This is a genomic window from Pseudomonas sp. NPDC089734 (assembly GCF_044748865.1).
Classification (GTDB): domain Bacteria; phylum Pseudomonadota; class Gammaproteobacteria; order Pseudomonadales; family Pseudomonadaceae; genus Aquipseudomonas.
The window spans coordinates 18888-38806 of the sequence record NZ_JBIVGV010000017.1; the positions used below are offsets into that span (position 1 = coordinate 18888).

At 59.9% G+C, this 19919-nt stretch carries 22 protein-coding genes and 1 pseudogene; 13 read left to right on the plus strand and 10 right to left on the minus strand.

Features of this window, described 5'->3' with window-relative positions; all coding sequences use genetic code 11:
* Positions 1 to 36 precede the first annotated feature (36 nt).
* Positions 37 to 885 carry an ureidoglycolate lyase gene (locus tag ACIPY9_RS19525; protein WP_400705063.1) on the plus strand — a complete coding sequence of 283 codons (849 nt, stop codon included), beginning with the start codon at positions 37 to 39 and terminating at the stop codon, positions 883 to 885.
* 54 nt (positions 886 to 939) lie between these two features.
* Here ACIPY9_RS19525 and ACIPY9_RS19530 read toward each other — a convergent pair whose 3' ends face one another.
* Positions 940 to 1419 (minus strand): DUF1348 family protein, encoded by a 480-nt coding sequence (locus tag ACIPY9_RS19530; protein WP_400705066.1) that lies wholly within the window; start codon positions 1417 to 1419, stop codon positions 940 to 942.
* Positions 1420 to 1443: 24 nt separating this feature from the next.
* On the minus strand, positions 1444 to 2025 hold the full coding sequence (locus ACIPY9_RS19535; RefSeq protein WP_400705068.1) for a TetR/AcrR family transcriptional regulator: 582 nt from the start codon (positions 2023 to 2025) through the stop codon (positions 1444 to 1446).
* A 252-nt stretch (positions 2026 to 2277) separates the two neighbouring features.
* Between ACIPY9_RS19535 and ACIPY9_RS19540 the strand changes: the two are divergent.
* The 4 genes and pseudogenes from ACIPY9_RS19540 to ACIPY9_RS19555 form a co-directional block, all read left to right on the plus strand.
* Positions 2278 to 4350 (plus strand): annotated as a pseudogene (locus tag ACIPY9_RS19540) (mechanosensitive ion channel family protein); the annotation flags it as partial.
* 167 nt (positions 4351 to 4517) lie between these two features.
* The gene (locus ACIPY9_RS19545; RefSeq protein WP_400705071.1) at positions 4518 to 5402 is read left to right on the plus strand and encodes a sugar nucleotide-binding protein; all 885 of its coding nucleotides are present in this window, start codon (positions 4518 to 4520) and stop codon (positions 5400 to 5402) included.
* A complete protein-coding gene (locus ACIPY9_RS19550) occupies positions 5395 to 6324 on the plus strand; it encodes an NAD-dependent epimerase/dehydratase family protein (RefSeq protein ID WP_400705074.1) in 930 nt (309 codons plus the stop codon). The genes ACIPY9_RS19545 and ACIPY9_RS19550 overlap by 8 nt, the downstream gene beginning before the upstream one ends.
* Before the next feature lie 190 nt (positions 6325 to 6514).
* Positions 6515 to 6991 carry a hypothetical protein gene (locus ACIPY9_RS19555; RefSeq protein ID WP_400705077.1) on the plus strand — a complete coding sequence of 159 codons (477 nt, stop codon included), beginning with the start codon at positions 6515 to 6517 and terminating at the stop codon, positions 6989 to 6991.
* A gap of 62 nt (positions 6992 to 7053) precedes the next feature.
* Here ACIPY9_RS19555 and ACIPY9_RS19560 read toward each other — a convergent pair whose 3' ends face one another.
* The 5 genes from ACIPY9_RS19560 to ACIPY9_RS19580 form a co-directional block, all read right to left on the minus strand.
* Complete coding sequence (locus tag ACIPY9_RS19560) at positions 7054 to 7740, minus strand: OmpW family protein (RefSeq protein ID WP_400705080.1); 687 nt, start codon at positions 7738 to 7740, stop codon at positions 7054 to 7056.
* Between the two features lie 107 nt (positions 7741 to 7847).
* Entirely contained in the window at positions 7848 to 8366 is a 519-nt protein-coding gene (locus ACIPY9_RS19565; RefSeq protein WP_400705083.1) for a DUF3299 domain-containing protein, read from the minus strand.
* 11 nt (positions 8367 to 8377) lie between these two features.
* Positions 8378 to 9643: an ABC transporter permease gene (locus ACIPY9_RS19570; protein WP_400705086.1), complete on the minus strand. Its 1266-nt coding sequence runs from the start codon at positions 9641 to 9643 to the stop codon at positions 8378 to 8380.
* A 1-nt stretch (position 9644) separates the two neighbouring features.
* Positions 9645 to 10355 carry an ABC transporter ATP-binding protein gene (locus ACIPY9_RS19575; RefSeq protein ID WP_400705089.1) on the minus strand — a complete coding sequence of 237 codons (711 nt, stop codon included), beginning with the start codon at positions 10353 to 10355 and terminating at the stop codon, positions 9645 to 9647.
* A gap of 64 nt (positions 10356 to 10419) precedes the next feature.
* Positions 10420 to 11007, minus strand: coding sequence for a DUF2796 domain-containing protein (locus ACIPY9_RS19580; protein WP_400705092.1), 588 nt, complete (start codon positions 11005 to 11007; stop codon positions 10420 to 10422).
* Positions 11008 to 11201: 194 nt separating this feature from the next.
* Here ACIPY9_RS19580 and ACIPY9_RS19585 point away from each other — a divergent pair, with 194 nt between their 5' ends.
* Genes ACIPY9_RS19585 through ACIPY9_RS19600 form a run of 4 tightly spaced genes read left to right on the plus strand, consistent with a single transcriptional unit; the run spans position 11202 to position 14009 of the window.
* Positions 11202 to 12263: a type III polyketide synthase gene (locus ACIPY9_RS19585; RefSeq protein WP_400705095.1), complete on the plus strand. Its 1062-nt coding sequence runs from the start codon at positions 11202 to 11204 to the stop codon at positions 12261 to 12263.
* Positions 12260 to 13183, plus strand: coding sequence for an aldo/keto reductase (locus ACIPY9_RS19590; RefSeq protein WP_400705097.1), 924 nt, complete (start codon positions 12260 to 12262; stop codon positions 13181 to 13183). The genes ACIPY9_RS19585 and ACIPY9_RS19590 overlap by 4 nt, the downstream gene beginning before the upstream one ends.
* Before the next feature lie 13 nt (positions 13184 to 13196).
* Positions 13197 to 13613: a nuclear transport factor 2 family protein gene (locus ACIPY9_RS19595; RefSeq protein WP_400705099.1), complete on the plus strand. Its 417-nt coding sequence runs from the start codon at positions 13197 to 13199 to the stop codon at positions 13611 to 13613.
* Positions 13614 to 13661: 48 nt separating this feature from the next.
* Positions 13662 to 14009, plus strand: coding sequence for a hypothetical protein (locus ACIPY9_RS19600; RefSeq protein WP_400705101.1), 348 nt, complete (start codon positions 13662 to 13664; stop codon positions 14007 to 14009).
* A gap of 166 nt (positions 14010 to 14175) precedes the next feature.
* Here the strand turns inward: ACIPY9_RS19600 and trxA are convergent, their stop codons facing one another.
* From trxA to ACIPY9_RS19615, 3 genes are all read right to left on the minus strand, one after another.
* On the minus strand, positions 14176 to 15048 hold the full coding sequence (trxA, locus tag ACIPY9_RS19605; protein ID WP_400705103.1) for a thioredoxin: 873 nt from the start codon (positions 15046 to 15048) through the stop codon (positions 14176 to 14178).
* Between the two features lie 94 nt (positions 15049 to 15142).
* Positions 15143 to 15796, minus strand: coding sequence for a class I SAM-dependent methyltransferase (locus tag ACIPY9_RS19610; RefSeq protein ID WP_400705106.1), 654 nt, complete (start codon positions 15794 to 15796; stop codon positions 15143 to 15145).
* Positions 15793 to 16239: a YbaY family lipoprotein gene (locus ACIPY9_RS19615; RefSeq protein WP_400705109.1), complete on the minus strand. Its 447-nt coding sequence runs from the start codon at positions 16237 to 16239 to the stop codon at positions 15793 to 15795. Before ACIPY9_RS19615 ends, ACIPY9_RS19610 begins: the two co-directional genes overlap by 4 nt.
* Positions 16240 to 16467: 228 nt before the next feature.
* Here ACIPY9_RS19615 and nrdR point away from each other — a divergent pair, with 228 nt between their 5' ends.
* From nrdR to ribBA, 4 genes are read left to right on the plus strand one after another with little or no spacing between them, the layout of a single operon-like run.
* A complete protein-coding gene (gene nrdR, locus ACIPY9_RS19620; RefSeq protein WP_025262018.1) occupies positions 16468 to 16932 on the plus strand; it encodes a transcriptional regulator NrdR in 465 nt (154 codons plus the stop codon).
* Positions 16929 to 18074, plus strand: coding sequence for a bifunctional diaminohydroxyphosphoribosylaminopyrimidine deaminase/5-amino-6-(5-phosphoribosylamino)uracil reductase RibD (gene ribD, locus ACIPY9_RS19625; RefSeq protein WP_400705112.1), 1146 nt, complete (start codon positions 16929 to 16931; stop codon positions 18072 to 18074). Before nrdR ends, ribD begins: the two co-directional genes overlap by 4 nt.
* A gap of 47 nt (positions 18075 to 18121) precedes the next feature.
* Positions 18122 to 18784, plus strand: coding sequence for a riboflavin synthase (locus ACIPY9_RS19630; protein WP_400705115.1), 663 nt, complete (start codon positions 18122 to 18124; stop codon positions 18782 to 18784).
* A gap of 17 nt (positions 18785 to 18801) precedes the next feature.
* Entirely contained in the window at positions 18802 to 19893 is a 1092-nt protein-coding gene (gene ribBA, locus ACIPY9_RS19635; protein WP_400705118.1) for a bifunctional 3,4-dihydroxy-2-butanone-4-phosphate synthase/GTP cyclohydrolase II, read from the plus strand.
* Positions 19894 to 19919: the final 26 nt, after the last annotated feature.

A 19919-nucleotide genomic window follows, 5' to 3' on the forward strand; every position in this document is an offset into this window, starting at 1 on the left:
CCCGGTTTGCACTTTCGACAGAAACAGGAGAACCCGATGAAATTGCTACGTTACGGCGAAAAAGGTTCGGAAAGGCCCGGCCTGCTGGATGCCGATCATCAGATCCGCGATCTGAGCGCCCATGTTCCGGACATTGCCGGTGAAGTCTTGAACCCGGCCGGTCTGGCGGCGCTGGCGGCTATCGACCCGGCCAGCCTGCCTGTGGTGCCGGGCAAGCCTCGTATCGGTGCTTGTGTGGGGCAGGTAGGAAAGTTCATCTGCATCGGCCTGAACTATGCCGACCATGCCGCCGAATCCAACATGGAGGTGCCGAAGGAACCGATCATCTTCAACAAGTGGACCAGCGCGATCTGCGGCCCGAACGATGCGGTGGAGATTCCCCGAGGCTCGGTCAAGACCGACTGGGAAGTGGAACTGGGCGTGGTGATCGGCAAGGGAGGGCGCTATATCGACGAGGCCAATGCCATGGAGCATGTGGCCGGTTACTGCGTCATCAACGATGTGTCCGAGCGTGAATGGCAACTGGAGCGAGGCGGATCATGGGACAAGGGCAAGGGGTTCGACACCTTCGGGCCGGTGGGTCCTTGGCTGGTGACCCGTGACGAAATTGCCGACCCGCATACCCTTGACCTGTGGCTGGAGGTCGACGGGCATCGCTATCAACAGGGCAATACCCGCACGCTGATCTTCAACATTCCGCAACTGGTGGCCTACCTGAGTCGCTGCATGAGCCTGCAACCGGGGGACATCATCTCCACCGGTACGCCGCCGGGCGTAGGGCTGGGTGTCAAACCCGTGCCGGTCTTCCTGCGCCCGGGCCAGACCATGCGCCTGGGTATTGCAGGGCTGGGTGAACAGCAGCAGGTAACGGTTCAGGCAGACTGAACATTTTCGCGGATGAATCCGCTCCTGTGTAGGAGCGAATTCATTCGCGAGCAATCACAACCCCAATTCAGAAAGCCCCGGATGATCATCCGGGCGACGCCCCAGCGGCCAGTGGAACTTGCGCTCGGATTCCTTGATGGGCAGGTCATTGATGCAGGCAAAACGATTGGCCATCAGGCCGTTCTCGTCGAATTCCCAGTTCTCGTTGCCATAGGAACGAAACCAGTTGCCTGAATCGTCATGCCATTCGTAGGCATAACGCACGGCGATGCGGTTATCGGTGAAGGCCCACAGCTCCTTGATCAGGCGATAGTCCAGTTCCCTGGCCCACTTGCGGGCGAGGAAATCCCTGGCCTGTTCTCGTTGGGTGACAAATTCGGCACGGTTTCGCCACTGGGTATCTTCGGTGTAAGCCATGGAGACTTTTTCCGGGTCCCGGCTGTTCCAGCCATCTTCAGCCAGACGGACTTTCTGGATGGCCGTTTCGCGGGAGAAGGGCGGTAATGGCGGGCGTTGCTGGGCAGAAACTGACATGGCGGAACCTCGTAGCGGTGAGTGTCAGGATGTTGAACTGTCGGCAGCCTTGAGTAGGAGTCGGGCCACCTCGCGGGCATTGTTGGCAGCCGCGTGATCGCCCATCACCAGAGCCTGGGTAATGGCGCCATCCATCAAAATCAGCAGTTGCCTGGCCAGCGCTTCAGGCGCCGACACGGGAAGTTGTTCACACAGTTCGATCACGTAATCGAGCAGCTTTTGCTTGTGATCCCTGGCGATCAGGCGCACGGGGTCTTGGGGATCGCCTATCTCGCCTGCGGTATTGATAAAGGCACAGCCCCGAAAGCCTTCGGACTCGAACCAGTCGGTGAGCACTGTGAACATGCCGAGGATGCGTTCCTCGGGCATTTCGGCCTTTTCAGTTTCAGTCCTGAACCACTGCATCCAGCGGATATCACGGGCACTCAATGCTTGTGCGGCAATCTCGTCCTTGGTCGCGAAGTAGCGATAGATGCTCTTGCGGGCCACGCCAGAGGTACGCACCAGCAAGTCCATGCCCATGGCGTGAATACCTATGCGATAGATCAGCGCTTCGGCGGTTTGCAGAATCTTGTCTTGCACGGGGGATGATGTTTTGGTCTTCATGGATAAAAGAGTAGAACGATCGTTCTGCTATGGTCAAGCACCTTTCGTTCTGATTCTGAAGTGCCACACTTTTGCAGCCGTAATCGAACTTGCAGCCCGAACCGGAATCAGTTGCAGGGAGTTTTGGCTCTGTCGGTCATTCAACGAAGGAGAAGCTGCCCGGTGTCTCAGTTAAGAACCTTGATCCTGTTGGGGCTCCTGTTTTGTGCAGGCAGCTTTCATGTGCAGGCTGCCGATGTGCCTGCGCTTCCCATGGCGGCAGCGGCCCCCGTTGACGACAAGGCGGCTGATAAAACCGAGAAAAAGGCTGACAAGCCTGACGAGAAAGCCGCCGAAAAGCCTGAGGAGAAACCCGCAGAGGCCGAGCCAGCGGCTGCCGAGATTCTGGTGCAGGGAGGCCTGCTCGGGGCGATCAGCACCAGCATCGATGACATTCAGACGGCCCTCAATCTGGACGAAAGCCTGTGGGATGCCTGGCGTTTGCGGGCCGACCGTGCGGCCGATGAGATCGGTGACCTGGTCAATAAGCGCACGGCACGCTCGCCGTGGAGTGTCGTGGGCGACTTCCTGTTGCTGTCGGTGGTGTGGATCGGCGCTTTCGCGGTGCTGACGACAGTGGGGCGTTTTCTGGCGATTCGCCTGAATCGACGTCCGTTTCTCCAGGTCCGTGAGCGCAGTCAGGCCTTGTTGAAATATGTACTGCCGTTCACTTTGCCCGCCGTGATCTGTCTGCCGCTGACGCTGTACGTCAGCCATTTCATGCCCACTTCCGTGGGGCGTGCGCTGGCGCTGTGTTTTGCCTATGCGACCAGTAGCGGTATTGTTTCGACCTCGGTGTTGTTGTGCGTCATCGTCATGTTCAACGCGGGGCACAAACGCGCCGCTGTGCGCATGATTCGCCGTTACAGCCCCAAACCGTTGTTCGTCATCGGCTTTCTGGCGGCGCTGAGCGATGCGCTGACCAGCCCGCAGATCGCTCGCCAGCTGGGCAGTAACTTCACCACCAGCGTCTCGGTATTCACCGGGCTTTTTGCCTCGGTCGTGTTCTGCATGCTGGTGATCAAGGTGCGCCGTCCGATTGCGCATCTGATCCGCAACCGTTCACTGAGCAGCCGCTTGAGCAGGCCGGCCTTGCAGCGTTCGCTGAAGATATTTTCCAACCTGTGGCACTTGCCGATTCTGCTGATGATCCTCGTCTCGGCCATCAACCTGATCGGTGCCGGAGAAGACAGCCAGGAGACCTTGCGGTGTGCGCTGTTCACTACGCTATTGCTGATCTCCACGGTCTTTCTGAGCACTGTGTTCGAGCATGTGTTCAAGCCGGCCGAGGAGTCCGGGCGGGGTGGGCATGTGTACAAGGCGCGTCTGCTCAGTCTGGTGTATGCGGTGTTGCGCATTGTGCTGGCGGTTGCCTTCATTGAAATCCTGGGGCGGATCTGGGGTTTTTCGATGTTCGAGTTCGCCCAGCGCAATACGCTGGGCCGGGTGATCAGCGATTCGCTGAGCAGCATCGGCCTGATCTTTCTGGTGACCTGGCTGCTGTGGGTGGTGCTCGACACCGCCATCCAGGAAGCTCTCAAGCCGCCAGCTAACCATCGCAATGCGCGTCAGCCAAGCACGCGGATCAAGACCATCCTGCCGCTGCTGCGCAATGCAGTGAAAATCATCCTGGTGGTGATCTGCTCGATCACCACCATGGCCAATCTGGGGATCAATGTCGCACCACTGCTGGCCGGTGCGGGTGTGGTCGGTCTGGCCATCGGTTTCGGCTCGCAGCAACTGGTGCAGGATGTGATCACCGGCCTGTTCATCATCATCGAAGACACCTTCTCCGTCGGGGACTGGGTGGTGCTCAGCACCGGCCATTCCGGCTCGGTCGAAAGCCTGACGATCCGTACCGTTCGTCTGCGCGACGGCAAGGGGTTCGTACATTCGGTGCCTTTCGGGCAGATCAAGGCGGTCACCAACCAGTCCCGGCAGTTCGCCTATGCGTTCTTCTCGGTGCAGTTCACCTATGACTCCGACATCGACGAAGCCCTGGCGCTGATTCGCGAAACAGGCCAGTCGATTTCCGAAGACATCCTGCTCAAGAACAACCTGCAAGGACCTCTGGAAGTTTTCGGTGTCGACCGCATGGACCTCAATGGCGTGGTCCTGACCGCGCAGTTCCGCACGTCTTCGGGCGGGCAGTACAGTGTGGGGCGCGCCTTCAACGAGCGGCTCAAGCGGCTTGTGGATAAAAATCCCGACGTACGCTTTGCCCAGACTTATCCACAGGTGGTCATGAACCCCGGCGCTGCCCATGCTCCCCAGCCCGCCGCCGAGTAGCCAGCAGGAGCGGATTCATTCGCGAACACCTTCTTCGCGGATAAATCCGCTCCTACATAGCTCCTGCCAGTGGCAACTATTGGGTGATAGCGGTCAACGTGGTATGTTTGCAGGCGTTTTTCACCTGATTACTTGATGACTCTGATACCGAGCCTGCTGACTCTATGCGAATGCGCCTTATGCTATTGGGCGGCGGGAATGCCCTCGGGCAGGCGCTGATTCGTCTGGGTGCCGAGGAAGACATTGGTTTCCTCGCGCCGCGTCCACCGGAAGACGGTTGGGACGCAGCGAGCCTGACGCAACTGCTCGATGACACCCGCCCCGATGCCTTGATCAACCTTGCCTACTACTTCGACTGGTTTCAGGCGGAGAGTGTCGGCGAAGCGCGTCTGACCCACCAGGAACGCTCCGTGGAGCGTCTGGCTGAACTGTGCCAGCACCACAACATCGTTCTGGTTCAACCGTCCAGCTACCGTGTGTTCGATGGTTCGCGGGCGACCGCCTACAGCGAAAAGGATGAGCCCGTGCCTCTGGGGCTGCGTGGCCAGGCCTTGTGGCGCATTGAACAGAGCGTGCGTGCGGCCTGCCCGCAGCACGTGTTGCTGCGTTTTGGCTGGTTGCTCGATGACAGCATCGATGGCGTTCTCGGCCGCTTTCTGACCCGTGCCGAACGGCCGGAAGAGTTGCTGCTGGCCGACGACCGACGCGGCAACCCGACGCCTGTCGACGATGCGGCCAGGGTGATCATTTCCGTGCTCAAACAACTCGATTGCGAAGCGCCGTTGTGGGGGACTTACCACTACGCCGGTCATGAGGCCACGACGCCTCTGGCCCTGGGGCAGGCGGTGCTCACCGAAGCACGTCTGCTGCATCCGCTGGCCATCGAATCTCCTACGGCGCAGGCCCATGCCGCACGGCCCGATGCCGCGCAAGAGCCGCAACATGGCGTGCTGGCCTGCAAGAAAATTCTCCATACCTTCGGTATCAAGCCGCGCGCCTGGCGTGCGGGGCTGCCAAGTTTGCTGGATCGGTACTATCGACATGTCTGACGCTCCCATCCTGATTACCGGCGGTGCAGGTTTCATCGGCTCGCATCTGGCCGATGCTCTGCTGGCCCAGGGGCATGCGGTACGCATCCTCGATGACCTGTCGACCGGTAAACGCAGCAACCTGCCTCTGGATAACCCTCGCATCGAACTGATCGAAGGGGATGTTGCCGACAGCGCGCTCGTAAAGCAGGCGGCCAAGGGCTGCAAGGCTGTCGTGCATCTGGCGGCGGTGGCTTCTGTACAGGCGTCGGTCGAAGACCCTGTCCAGACACATCAAAGCAACTTCATCGGTACGCTGAATGTCTGCGAAGCCATGCGCGAAGCGGGTATCAAGCGTGTCATCTTTGCTTCGAGTGCGGCGGTGTATGGCAACAACGGTGAAGGCGAGTCCATCACCGAAGATACGCCCAAGTCACCGCTGACGCCCTATGCCTCGGACAAGCTGGCCAGTGAGCAATACCTGGACTTCTATCGCCGTCAGCATGGTTTCGAGCCGGTGGTGTTCCGCTTCTTCAACATCTTCGGTCCACGCCAGGACCCGTCCTCGCCTTATTCGGGCGTGATCAGCATTTTTGCCGAGCGTGTCGAAAAGGGCCTGCCCATCACGATCTTCGGTGATGGTGAGCAGACACGGGATTTTTTCTACATCTCGGATCTGGTCAAACTGTTGATTCAGGCGCTGGAGCAGCCGAACCCCGTTGAAGGGGCGATCAATGTCGGCTTGAACAAGACAACGTCGCTCAAGCAACTGTTGGCAGCCTTGTCAGAGGTGGTCGGTGATCTGCCGCCGATCACTCATGCAGAGCCTCGTGCTGGCGATATCCGTCATTCGCGAGCCAGCAACCAGCGACTGTTGGAGCGTTTCACCCTGGATGAGCCGACGCCCTTGCAAGTGGGGCTGGCCCGTTTGATGGGGCGCTGAATACCTGCCCGCTCATGCTCGCCTTAACACAGTAACCGTTGGCAAATGTGGTTAACGGTTACTGTGATTCTCCGTATTTTCATAAGTGCCAGTAGGAAGTTTCTGTACTTCTTGTAGTGGGTATTTTTGAAATTTCAAAACATCTGAATAGCCTCTAGCATCCTGCGCCTTCTTACATGGAGCGTATGGTATGCAGGACGACAATGACGTCAGTTTCATTAAAACGATCACCGTAAATGAATTGCCGTGTGAACTGGTCGTGGCAGGTTTCGCGGATGAGTATTCTGCGTATCTGGAGCAGTACAGAAGTCGCGAGCCGGTTACCGGCTCTCTGGTGTCTCTGCTGTTGAGTCTGGCGGCGTGGATGTTGATCGTGGTCGGTGGGGTGACGATTATATTTGGCCCCAATTCCGTTACCTACAACCTTCGGGCCGGGCCGACTTTTTTACAGTTCATTCAGATCTATCCTGGCCCTATCGTTTCGGTCGGCTCGCTGTTGCTAGCGTTATGCAAGCATATGGACGACTCGTTCAGCACAGAGCCGCTGACCCCCGAGCTGTTTCTGCTGACGTTCTATGATGTGCAGTTGCCTGACGGGATGGAGGATCTGACAGGGTTTTCCCTTTCGTATGTAGAGGGAGCCTTGTTCCAGATCGCTCACCTCTGACCTGAAACGACAAAGGCACCCGATGAGGGTGCCTTTGTGCGTTTATCTGCTGTTGCGGGCTATCAGAACTTGTAACCCACGCCGACCATGTAGACCCATGGGTCGATGTCGACATTGACCTTGGTCTTGCCGACGCTCAGGCCCGATGGACCGTCTACGGTGGCTTCGGTGTCGATATCGACGTACCAGACCGAGGCGTTGAGCAGAATGTTGTCAGTGATCAGATAGTCCACGCCCAACTGGCCGGCCAGGCCTACCGAGTCCTTGAGTTTCAGGTTACTGAAGCCCTGATCCTTACGGTTGCTGGTCAGGTCGGTGTCAAAGAACGTGGTGTAGTTGATGCCGATACCTGCATAAGGCTGGAACTTCGACGAAGGCTCCATCGGGTAGTACTGCAGGGACAGAGTCGGTGGCAGTTGTTTGATGTCGGCCAGTTTGCCGTCCAGGCCTGCGCCCAGGCCACTGACGGAAACGGTGTGGCTGAACGGTGTAGCAGCCAGCAGCTCGATACCGACGTGGGAAGTCAGCATGTAGGCAAAGGTCAGACCCAGTTGGTTTTCGCCATCAACGCTGGCCTTGGTGCCAGGTGCCTTGGTGCCATCCAGTTTCAGTTCGCCGCTGTCTTCGTGCGGGTCGACATGCGCGACGCCTGCGCGAACGATGAAATCGCCAGCTTCATAAGCCTGGGCGGCAGTAGGGGCGGCAATTGCGAGCGCAAGAAGAGAAGCGCGAAGCAAATACTTGTTCATGGGTGGCTCCAAGGGTCAGTAAGTTGTATGGGACTAAGATTAAAGCACTGTCTGGAGACGACTTTGATACAGCTCAATGAAATCGCTTAGAGCATCCAAAGTCTTCACTAATCCGGCAACTCATAGACAAAGATCTTGTCTGCCTGCATCTGATAACCCGCTTCGGCCAGTTCGCTGGTCGATGATTTGGCCTGCATCGGGCCTTCGATCCAGTACGGCTGATACAACTCATCGACCTTGACACCCAGCTCGCTGGTGACATGCACGATCTGATTCGCGGGCGGCGGCGGGACATGAATGCAGGCACCAAAATACGGCACCAGCAAGAACTCAATTACCCGGCCTTCCTCACTGACCTCAAGCGGCACGATATAGCCCGGCAGACGTACCCGTTTGCCATCCAGCGCCTTGACCACCGGCGCATGCGGAGCCAGTTGCCTGGCTGCCGGTGCCGACTCCATGGCCAGGGCATCGGACAGCTTCGACATGTCGTGCAACGGCGCTGTAACGGGCGCCACGACAGGTGCATCGGGTGGAATCATGTCGTTCCAGGTCAGTATCTGCGGCTCGGCGGCCCACACCGAAGCATGGGTCGAGAGCAGCAGGATCATCAGCAGGCGCCGCATGGTCAACGTCCTCATAAGCGAACCGACAGACCATCGGCCAGCGATTGCCTGTAGGCACGCCATGCCGGTACGGTCCCCATCAACAGCGCAGCGACGAGAATGCCACCGAGCAATGTCCATTCATATTGGCCAGGTGGCATAGACGAGAGGTACAGGCCGTAAGTGTTTTGTACGTAATCCTGAGCCAGCGCGATCCCGATATAGAGCAGCGCCAGGCCACTGACGATGCCAGCCAGAGCCAGGGCAAAGGCTTCAAGAATCAGCAGGCTTGCGATGTGCCAGGGACGGGCGCCGACCGATCGCAGAATGGCCATTTCACGGCGTCGCTCGTTGAGGCTGGTCAGGATGGCCGTCAGCATGCCGATCAGGCCGGTGAGCACCACGAACAGTGAAATCACGAACAGGGCCTTCTCGGCTGTTCCCATCAGGCTCCAGAGTTCCTGCAAGGCCACACCGGGCAGAATGGCCAGCAGCGGCTCGCCCCGGAATTCATTGATTTCACGTTGCAGGCTGAAGGTTGCAATCTTGCTGTTCAGGCCCAGCATCACCGCGGTGATGGCGGTGGGCGTCAGGTCCATGTTGCGGGCCTGATCGGCCGAGATTCGCTCGTTGCCCCGTGCCGGTGCGCCGTTGTGCCAGTCGATATGAATGGCCTCCATGCCGCCCAGGCTGATGTGCAGCGTGCGGTCGACGGGGGTTCCGGTCGGCTTGAGAATGCCCACCACCGTGAACGGCTTGTCATCGTGCTTGACCAGGCTGATCGCGGCCACGCCATGGGCCAGCACCAGTTTGTCGCCCAGCTTGTAGTGCAGGGCCTTGGCGACTTCCGCCCCCAGAACCACTTCAAACGGATCGGTCTGGAAGGCCCGGCCATCGGCCAGTTCCAGGTGTTGCTGGCGACCGTACTGATAATTCTCGAAATACGATTCGTTGGTCCCCATCACCCGGTAGCCACGGTGCGAGTCGCCCAGGGAAATCGGGATGGCCCATTTGACCTGCTTGTTGCTGGCCAGATGCTCGAAGCTGTCCCAGCGAATATTGTTGGTGGCGTTACCGATGCGAAACACCGAGTAGAGCAACAGATTGATCGAGCCGGAACGAGCGCCGACGATCAGGTCCGTGCCGCTGATGGTGCTGGCGAAACTGGCACGAGCCTCGGTGCGCACCCGCTCGACGGCCAATAGCAGGCAGACCGACAGGGCAATGGCAAAGGCGGTGAGAAACGCGGTGAAGCGACGGTTGGCCAGACTGGCCATTGCCAGACGAAACAGATACATCTCAGACCTCTACATTGACGGCGGCGCGGTTGAGTTCGGACAGCGACAGATGGCGGTCGAACAGGGGCGCAAGGCTCTGGTCGTGGCTGACGAACAGCAGGCTGGAGCCGGCTTCGCGGCATTCGGTGAACAGCAGGCGAATGAATGCTTCACGGGTGTCGGCATCCAGTGCGGAGGTCGGTTCGTCCGCGATCACCAATTCAGGCTGGCCGATCAGGGCGCGTGCAGCGGCGACCCGTTGCTGCTGGCCAATGGAGAGTGAGTCGGCGCGACGGGACAGCAGCGCCGGATCTTTCAGCCCCAGATGTGCAAGCAGCGTGCTGGTAGCGGTTTCAACGCTGCCGTGACGCTGTTTCGCACGTGCTGCCCGCACCTTGGAGAAATGGCAGGGAAGCTCGACGTTCTCCCGCACCGACAGAAACGGCAGCAGGTTGAATTGCTGGAAGATGTAGCCCGTGTGATCGACGCGAAAACGGTCGCGGGCACCGGCCGACAATTGCGACAGCTCCTGCCCCAGCAGGCGGATGCTGCCTTGGCCGGGTTTCTGTACGCCGCCCAGCAGACCCAGCAGGGTGGTCTTGCCACTGCCGCTCGGGCCTTTGAGGAACAGGGTTTCGCCCGATTCCAGGCGAAAGGCCGGGATGTCCAGCAGTTGCGGATGCCCTGGCCAGTTGAAGCTCAGGTCCGACAGCTCGATCAGTGCTTGGGTCATGGCCACACTCGTGCTTGAAAGTAAAAGACCGGGCCAGGCCCGGTCGTTGTGCTGCAAAGGGGGATCAGAACTTGATCGACGGGTTCGCCGCAATCACTTCTGCACCGGACTGGCCGCTTGGCGAGATCAACTGTACCTGGAGTTTTTTGGTGTCGGGGAAGGTCAGGAAAATCTGGCTCAGGTCCAGCTTTTTCAGAATGGCCGGTGCATCGCAGTTGAATTTGTAGTGGCCGCGAATTTCGCTGTGTTCGTGATGCTCTTCGCCGCCTTTGGCGTGGTCGTGATGATCGTCATCCTTGTCGCCGAACAGCGGGCTTTCAAGCTTCACGGAAGTGGCCGAGCAGTTGGCGGCATCCGAGATGCTGAACAGGGCGTTGGGCTTGAGCAGTTGTTCACGGGCCTTGGCCAGCTTTGCCTTGTCTTCGGCAGACGTCGCTTCATGCTCGAAACCCACGATGTTCATGGCCGGGCTCTCGAATTCCAGTTCCAGGGATTTGCCCGAAAGCACCACATCCAGGCGGCCTACACCATGCTCATGTGCGCCCAGGCTGCCGTGTTCATGTTCGTGATCGTGGTCATGTGTGTCGGCAGCGTTGGCCGCGAAGGCCAGGGGCAGCAAGGCGAAGGGCAGGGCAAGAAGCAGGCGGCGCATAACGGACTCCGGACATGAGGTGAAAAAACTGTTATGTGATCTTATAACAATTGAAGCGGTGGGTGACGGTTTTTCTCCGCTCCTTTCGCTTGGCATACAACGCACAGAGGTTATGCCGAACCGGTCTCATACGGCCTGAAAATCCTCCTAACGTCAAATGAAGAGGGCGTCAGGTATGTCTCAGGGAGAGATTCATGGCAACGCTTTGCTGCCCGGCCGTTGCTGTACCGGAATTCACGATCAGTCTCGAAGAAACGCTGGCGCTCGTTTCCAGCCTGCATCCTCATCATCCCCGGTTACCGCTTGTTCAGCGCTTGATCCGCAATACCCGGGTCAGCAAGCGCCATCTGCTGCAACCGATCGGGCAGACGCTGAAGCATCCGGGCTTCGAGGCACGCAATCTGATGTATGCCCGTGAGGCTCGCGCCCGTATCCCCGATGTCGTGAGTCGCGCACTGGCCAATGCCCGGCTGGCCCCTGAACAGATCGACGCCATCGTCTATGTGTCGTGCACCGGTTTCATGATGCCTTCGCCGACGGCCTGGATGATCAATGAGCTGGGCTTTCGCAGCGACACCCGGCAGATCCCCATTGCGCAGTTGGGCTGTGCGGCGGGAGGTTCGGCCATCAACCGCGCCCACGACTTCTGCCTGGCTTATCGCGATGCCAATGTGCTGATTGTCGCCTGCGAGTTCTGTTCACTGTGTTACCAGCCTCAGGACACGAGTGTCGGCAATCTGCTGTCCAACGGTCTGTTCGGCGATGCATTGGCGGCGGCCGTGGTTCGAGGTTGTGGCGGGGAAGGGATGCAGCTCTTGAGCAATGCGTCCCGACTGGTGCCGGGGACCGAGGACTGGATCTGTTATGCCGTCAAGGCCACCGGTTTTCACTTCTGCCTGGATCAACGGGTGCCGGGAACCATGGCGCAACTGGCCCCTGCAATTCGTTCGGTGACCGCCGAGCAAGGCTGGCAGGCTGACACGCTGGATTTCTACATCATTCACGCCGGGGGCCCACGCATCCTTGATGACCTGTCGCGCTATCTGGGCGTGGACGCGGCCTTGTTTGTCCACAGCCGGAGCACGTTGAGCGAGTACGGCAACATTGCGTCAGCGGTTGTGCTGGATGCCTTGCGACGTCTTTTCGAGGCTGGCGGTGCTCATCAGGATGCACGCGGAATCATTGCCGGGTTCGGGCCTGGGATCACGGCGGAAATAACCCTGGGCTCATGGCGCAACAGGGAGGTTTCATCATGACGGTCACGGATACTTTCAGGCTGGGAGGCGATACGCCTGTCACCCGGATGGGCTATGGTGCGATGCACCTGACGGGGTATGGCATGTGGGGGCCGCCGGACAATCCCGAGCAGGCCAGGGCGCTGCTGCGTCATGCCGTGCATGAACTGGGTATCACCTTCATCGACACGGCCGATGCCTACGGGCCGGGAGATAACGAAGAGGTCATTCGCGATGCCCTGTATCCCTACCCTCGAGAACTGGTCATTTCCACCAAGGGCGGGATGTTGAGGTCCGGCCCGAATGACTGGATACAAGGTGCGCCGGGGGCTCCGTACATCGTGCCCTTGGGGCGTCCCGAGTATTTGCGTCAACAGGTGGAAATGAGCCTGCGCCGTCTTCGGACCGAGCGCATCGATCTGTATCAACTGCACAGCGTCGATCCACATGTACCGCTTGCCGAGTCGCTGGGCGAACTGGTGCGGTTGCGTGAGCAGGGCAAGATCCGCCATATCGGCCTGTCGAACCAGCCGGGCGTCACCCTTGAGCAACTGGAAGAGGCTCATCGGGTGGCAGGCATTGCAGCCATCGAGAGCCTCTACAACATTGCCGATCGCACCGATGAACCGGTCGTGCAGCGGACACAGGCGCTGAATATCGCGTTCATTCCATGGTTCCCGCTCGGGCATGGCGCTCTGGTCGCGCCGGACAGCGCACTGCGTCCTCTCGCCAGACAGTACGGGCTGACACCGGCGCAACTGGCGCTGGCGTGGCTGTTCAATCATGCCCCGAACACGTTATTGATTCCCGGAACCACCTCCATTGTTCATCTGAAGGAAAACGCCAGGGCCAGCCATGTGCAACTGGATGACACTCAATGTGCAGCCATTGCCAGGGACGTCGATCGACTTGCGCTGCCGATCTGGCGTCCTGAGCGCTGAGGAGGACATACCCATGACTACCGGCCAGCGAAATGTGGAAACCCTGCGGGCTATCTACAAGGACCTGACGCGCATTGCCGAGTTTGCCGACGACGACATCGTTCTGCACAAGGCCGATCAAAGTGCCAGCCCGCTCACGGTCATTGGCAAGCAGGCGGTGTACCGCCATGAGGTCAATCTGATTGCCCTCACGCACGCTTCGCTTTGCATGGACGTGCAGGAGGTTATCGCCAACGACTATTTCGGCGCGGTCCTGGGAACCCTGCGGGCCGGTACTGCGGATAAACGCATCGGTATGCCGTTCTGTGGCCTGTGGCGCTTTCGTGAGGGAAAGGTCATCGAACACTGGGAGAACGCCTACGATGCGAGGGCTCTGGGCGGCTTTCTACGAGGCAATGACGTGCAGGCCGCTCGCTGGCTTTGTTCATGAACCCCGGGATGTGGGAGCATGGGCGTCTGCCAAGCGAGGAGACAGGACATGCTGCGTATTCGTGGAACCATCGGTCAGTGGCCGGTGGATTTGACGCTGGAACTGGACGATGGGGATTGGGCGCAACTGGGTGCCCAGCTCAAGGCGGCCACCCCTGAAGCTGCGCCAGGTGTTGTGGAAAGCAAGCCGATCAATCAGGACGACAAGATCTGGCAGATTGCCAAGGACCTGCTGCAAAAGGCCGGGCAACTCAGTGGGCCGGATCTGCTGGGAAAACTGGAAGGCCTGACTGGCAGCACTGCCGCAGGCAAGCGCCTGCTGGTGCGTTTGCGCCATAGCGCGAATGTAAAGGTTGAAAGCGGCGCGGATGCACCGCTTTACAGTTGGGTCGATTGAGCCCGGCAGGAGCGAATTCATTCGCGAGACGTCATTGAAGGCGACAGGTGTTCTTCGGCTTCACGGGCCTCTCGCGAATAAATTCACTCCTACTTAAGTGCTTTAAATCATGGTGCTGCGTTTTATGTGATGCGAGCGGATTCATTCGCGAAAAAGGCCGCTCAACTCAATACAAGGCAGCAAACAACTTGCGGCGATAGGTGGTGACCAACGGGTGGTCATTGCCCAGCAGGTCGAACACTTGCAGCAGCGTCTTGTGGGGCAGGCCATCGGCGTAGCTGCGGTTACGGATGAACAGCTTGAGCAGGCCTTCCAGCGCGGCGTCATACTGCTGGCGAGACAGTTGCAGGATCGCCAGCTGGTGCGAGGCTTCATCGTCTTGCGGATTTTGCGCCAGGCGGCTCTTCAGATCGGCACTGGCCGGCAGGGTGGCAGCTTCGGCCAGGAAGGTCAGTTGTGCTTTGGCACCTGCCAGTTCGGCCTTGTGATCGTCGCTCTTCACCGCATCCAGCACGGTACGGGCTTCGCCCAGTTCGCCGCGTTCGGCGAGGCAGCGTGCATACAGGATCAGGGCCGCGGCGTTGGTGTTGTCCTCTCCCAGCATCACCTTGAGCACGGCTTCGGCGTCCGAGAAGCGGCTTTCGGCAAACAGCGTTCTGGCTTGTTGCAGTGGATCGGCGGCCGTCGGAGGCGGCATGACAACGTGCTGCTCGAGAATCTTGCGGATCTCGGACTCCGGCTGAGCCCCGGCAAAGCCGTCCACCGGCTGACCGTCCTTGAACAGCACCACGGTCGGCAGGCTACGAATGCCGAAGCGGGCCACGATTTCCTGCTCAATGTCGCAGTTGACCTTGGCCAGCAGCAACTCACCCTGATAACTCGCGGTGATCTGCTCCAGCAGCGGCATCAGCACTTTGCAAGGCGCACACCACTCGGCCCAGAAATCCACCAGCACCGGCTGATCGAAAGACTTGTCGATCACCAACTGGTCGAAGGTCGCGGCGGTTGTCTCGAAGATATAAGAAGTGTCCTGGCTCATTGCGTGTCTCGCACAATCTGAATGCCGCCAACTATAAAGGCCGCCGGGCATTGCTGAAAGCGGCGAGTATCAAGGCAGGACCGACAGCGCGTTTTCAGCGCTGTGCGTGGTAGAGGCTGACGTCCCGAAATTCATGAGGCTCTGCCAGATCAGGCAGCGTGTGGGCATGCAGCATGGCCAGGCGCTCGTAGAGAGGGTGCCGGAAATCACGGACACGGGAATCGGCCACCAGTGCCCGGCGGCCCCGGCTGAGAAAGTGATCCAGCAAGGGCAGGTTGGCGCGGTCATACAGCACATCGGCCACCAGGATCAGGTCGAAGCGGTCGGCTTCGGCAAAGAAGTCGGCCGAGTAGCTCAGTTGCACGGCATTGAGTTCGGCATTGGCCCGACAGGCGGCAATCGCCAGAGGGTCCAGATCGCATGCGACCACTTCCGTCGCGCCAGCCCTGGCCGCTGCAATCCCGGCAACACCGGAGCCCGCTCCAAAATCCAGCACACGTTTACCGGCCACCCACTGTGGATGTTCGGCCAGGAAGTGGGCCAGAGCCAGGCCGCTGGCCCAGCAAAAGCTCCAGTAGGGCGGTTCTTCAAGGATGCGGCGTGTTTCGTCAGGGCTGAAGGCGCGATCCATGTTGTCTGCATCGATCAGCCATAACTTCAGATCGGTGCCCGGCAGTGCCGTACTCACCAACCGGGCGTCGCCCAGCAACTGGCTCAAGGCATCCTGAAGGTGTTCCGGTGCCGTCATGGTGCCTTGACGAACTGCAACGGGCCCAGCGCCTGAGTCGTGGGTTGTTCGATACGCATGGACGGCAGGTGCAGGATCAACTGTCCGGACTGGCTGGCCCGTCCACGCAATTCAACCCGCTCGCCCACCGGAAAGGCTTCGGGGTTGAAGCGTAGCTGGAAGGGCAGCGACTGGCCGTTGCCTTGAAGCTTTGTACTGGTCAGCAGTTTCTGTGGGCGACCACGCTCGTCGATGACCAGAACCGCCAGTTCGACTTCCGCGCCAGCAGGAACTCCCAGTAACTGGCCGCTCAGCTCTCGCTGGTGAGGCAGCAGCGGGCCAGGACCTGCCGGAACCTTGAGCGTGGTGGCCGGTTTGGCGGGTGCCGGTGGCGGGGCTTCATTGCTGCTGCAGGCGGTCAACAGGCCGACAAGGCTGAGCAGGGCAAGAGGGCGTAACGTCATGAGCGGCTCCAACAAAAACAGAATGCACAGGGCTCATATAAAGGCCGTGATGCAGTATTACCGAATGCAGGCAGTTTCACATCGCTTTGCTGCACTTTTATATCTCACAGCAGTTGAAGTGTTGAGCGATCCGGTGTGGGCGGGAAGACGCGGCAATACCCCCTAACGTTTTGTCTTGCCTGCGGGATGCGCTACCATGGCGCTCCCCATTTTTTGTTGCCTGCCACCATGCACTGTCCCTTCTGCGGTGCCAACGACACCAAAGTCATCGATTCGCGCCTTGTTGCTGAAGGCGAACAGGTACGTCGTCGTCGCGAATGCCTGGCTTGCGGCGAACGTTTCACGACCTTTGAAACGGCCGAGCTGGTCTTGCCTCGTCTGATCAAGCAGGACGGCAGCCGACAGCCCTTCGACGAAGAAAAACTGCGTGCCGGCATGCAGCGAGCCCTTGAAAAACGGCCCGTGAGTGTCGAGCGGCTGGAAGCTGCACTGGTGCATATCAAGCACAAGTTGCGTGCAACCGGCGAACGTGAGGTCAAGTCGCTGGTGGTGGGCGAGCTGGTCATGACCGAGCTGCAGAAACTCGATGAAGTGGCCTATATCCGCTTCGCGTCGGTCTATCGCCGCTTCCAGGACCTCAACGAGTTTCGTGAAGAGATCGAGCGTCTGGCTCGTGAGCCGGGTAAAGAATGAGCGCACCGTTGACCGAACAGGGTGCCCTTGACGCTCGCTACATGGGCCGTGCGCTGGAACTGGCGCGTAAAGGGATTTATTCCACTCATCCTAACCCGAGGGTTGGTTGTGTCATCGTGCGTGACGGCCAGATCGTCGGCGAGGGCTGGCATGCCCGGGCCGGGGAGCCTCATGCCGAAGTGCATGCCTTGCGTCAGGCGGGTGACAAGGCCCGTGGTGCCACGGCTTACGTCACGCTTGAGCCCTGCAGCCATCATGGGCGTACGCCGCCCTGTGCCGATGCGCTGGTCAACGCCGGGGTGGCCCGGGTTGTCGCAGCGATGCAGGACCCGAATCCTGAAGTGGCCGGGCGCGGATTGCTGCGCTTGATGGCCGCAGGCATTGCTGTCCAGTCCGGTGTGCTGGAGGCTGAGGCGCGAACGCTGAACAAAGGCTTCCTCAAACGCATGGAAAAAGGCCTGCCGTATGTGCGGGTCAAGCTGGCCATGAGTCTGGATGGCCGCACGGCCATGGCCAGCGGTGAAAGCCAGTGGATCACCGGACCTGAAGCCCGTTCTGCGGTGCAGCGGCTGCGAGCGCAGTCGAGCGTTGTCCTGACAGGCGCCGATACGGTGCTGACCGACAAGGCCCGGCTGACCGTGCGCCCCGACGAGCTTGGCTTGAATGCCGAATTGACCGCCCTGGCCGCCACGCGCCCGCCCTTGCGCGTCCTCATCGACGGTCGCCTGCGGGTGCCGCTGGATGCACCGTTCTTCAAGGCTGGCAGTGCGCTGGTCGCCACCCGTGCGGCGGCGTCGGCGCGAGGGCGTTATCACGACGAGGGCCACGAAATGCTGGCCCTGGCCGATAACTCCGGTCATGTGGACCTGCGCAAGCTGTTGGCCGAGCTGGCGGCTCGTGGCGTCAATGATGTGCTGGTCGAGGCCGGGCCACGTCTGGCCGGTGCGTTCACCCGGCTCGGGCTGGTCGATGAATACCAGATATTTATCGCGGGCAAGTTTCTGGGCTCCACGGCACGGCCACTGCTCGATCTGCCGCTGGCGCAAATGAACGAAGCCCTTGAGCTGAACATTGTAGAAATGCGCGCCGTCGGCAATGACTGGCGAGTCATTGCTCTCCCTGTTCCGGCTCGCGGCGTATAATTCCCGGCTTTCGCTTAGCGCGCAGGCCTTGTTCTCCCGGAGGACCCATGTTTACCGGCATTATCGAATCCATCGGCAGCATCCGCGCCTTGACCCCCAAGGGCGGCGATGTCCGCGTTTACGTGGAAACCGGCAAGCTCGATCTGAGTGACGTCAAACTGGGCGACAGCATCGCGGTCAATGGCGTCTGCCTGACTGCCGTCGAGTTGCCCGGCGACGGTTTCTGGGCTGACGTCAGCCGTGAAACCCTGACCGTGACGGCCTTCGTCGACCTCAAGGTCGGCAGCCGGGTCAACCTCGAAAAGGCCCTGACACCCAGCTCCCGTCTGGGCGGTCATCTGGTCAGCGGTCATGTCGATGGCGTGGGTGAAATCGTTTCCCGTGAAGATAACGCCCGTGCGATCCAGTTCCGGGTGCGTGCTCCGCGAGAGCTGGCCAAATACATTGCCCACAAGGGTTCGATCACCGTCGATGGCACCAGCCTGACCGTCAACTCGGTCAATGGCGCCGAATTCGAGCTGACCATCGTGCCTCACACCCTGGCCGAAACCATCATGGCCGACTACCGCCCGGGCCGTAAGGTCAACCTGGAAGTGGACCTGCTGGCGCGCTACCTGGAGCGTCTGCTATTGGGCGACAAGGCTGCCGAGCCAGGCCATGGCGGCATCACCGAAAGCTTTCTGGCCGAGAACGGCTACCTCAAATCCTGAATTGAAGGGGGTGCCGAGTGGCGCTCAACACGATCGAAGAACTGGTTGAAGACATCCGCCAGGGCAAGATGGTCATCCTCATGGATGACGAAGACCGCGAGAACGAAGGCGACCTGATCATGGCCGCCGAGTGTGTGAAAGCCGAACACATCAACTTCATGGCCAAGTACGCCCGTGGCCTGATCTGCATGCCCATGAGCCGCGAGCGTTGCGAAACCCTCAAGCTGCCGCTGATGGCGCCACGCAACGGTTCCGGTTTCGGCACCAAGTTCACGGTATCCATCGAAGCCGCCGAAGGCGTGACCACCGGTATCTCTGCTGCGGACCGTGCGCGCACCGTTCAGGCGGCGGCTGCCAAGGACGCCAAGGCTGAAGACATCGTCAGCCCGGGTCATATCTTCCCGTTGATGGCTCAGGCTGGCGGTACGCTGTCCCGCGCCGGTCACACCGAAGCAGCCTGCGACCTGGCGCGCATGGCCGGTTTCGAGCCGAGTGGCGTGATCTGCGAAGTGATGAACGACGACGGCACCATGTCCCGTCGCGCCGAACTCGAAGCCTTTGCCCTCGAACACGACATCAAGATCGGCACCATTGCCGACCTGATTCACTATCGGATGATCCACGAACGTACCGTTCAGCGGATTGCCGAGCAGCCCATGGACAGCGAACTGGGCCATTTCAACCTGGTGACCTACCGCGACTCCGTCGAAGGCGATGTCCACCTGGCGCTGACGCTGGGCAATATCTGCGCCGAAGAGCCGACGCTGGTGCGTGTCCACAACATGGACCCGTTGCGCGACCTGCTGATGGTCAAGCAGCCGGGGCGCTGGAGCCTGCGGGCCGCGATGTCCGCGGTGTCCGAGGCAGGCAGCGGTGTGGTGCTGCTGCTCGGTCACCCGCTGGATGGCGATGTTCTGCTGGCGCATATCCGTGAAAAATCGGGGCAGCAGGTGATCAAGACGCCGACGACTTACAGCACGGTCGGGGCCGGTTCCCAGATCCTGCGTGACCTCGGTGTGCGCAAGATGCGCCTGATGAGTTCACCTATGAAGTTCAATGCGATATCCGGTTTCGATCTGGAAGTTGTAGAATACGTGCCCTCCGAATAAATACCGGCAGGTCGGTCTGTGCGAAC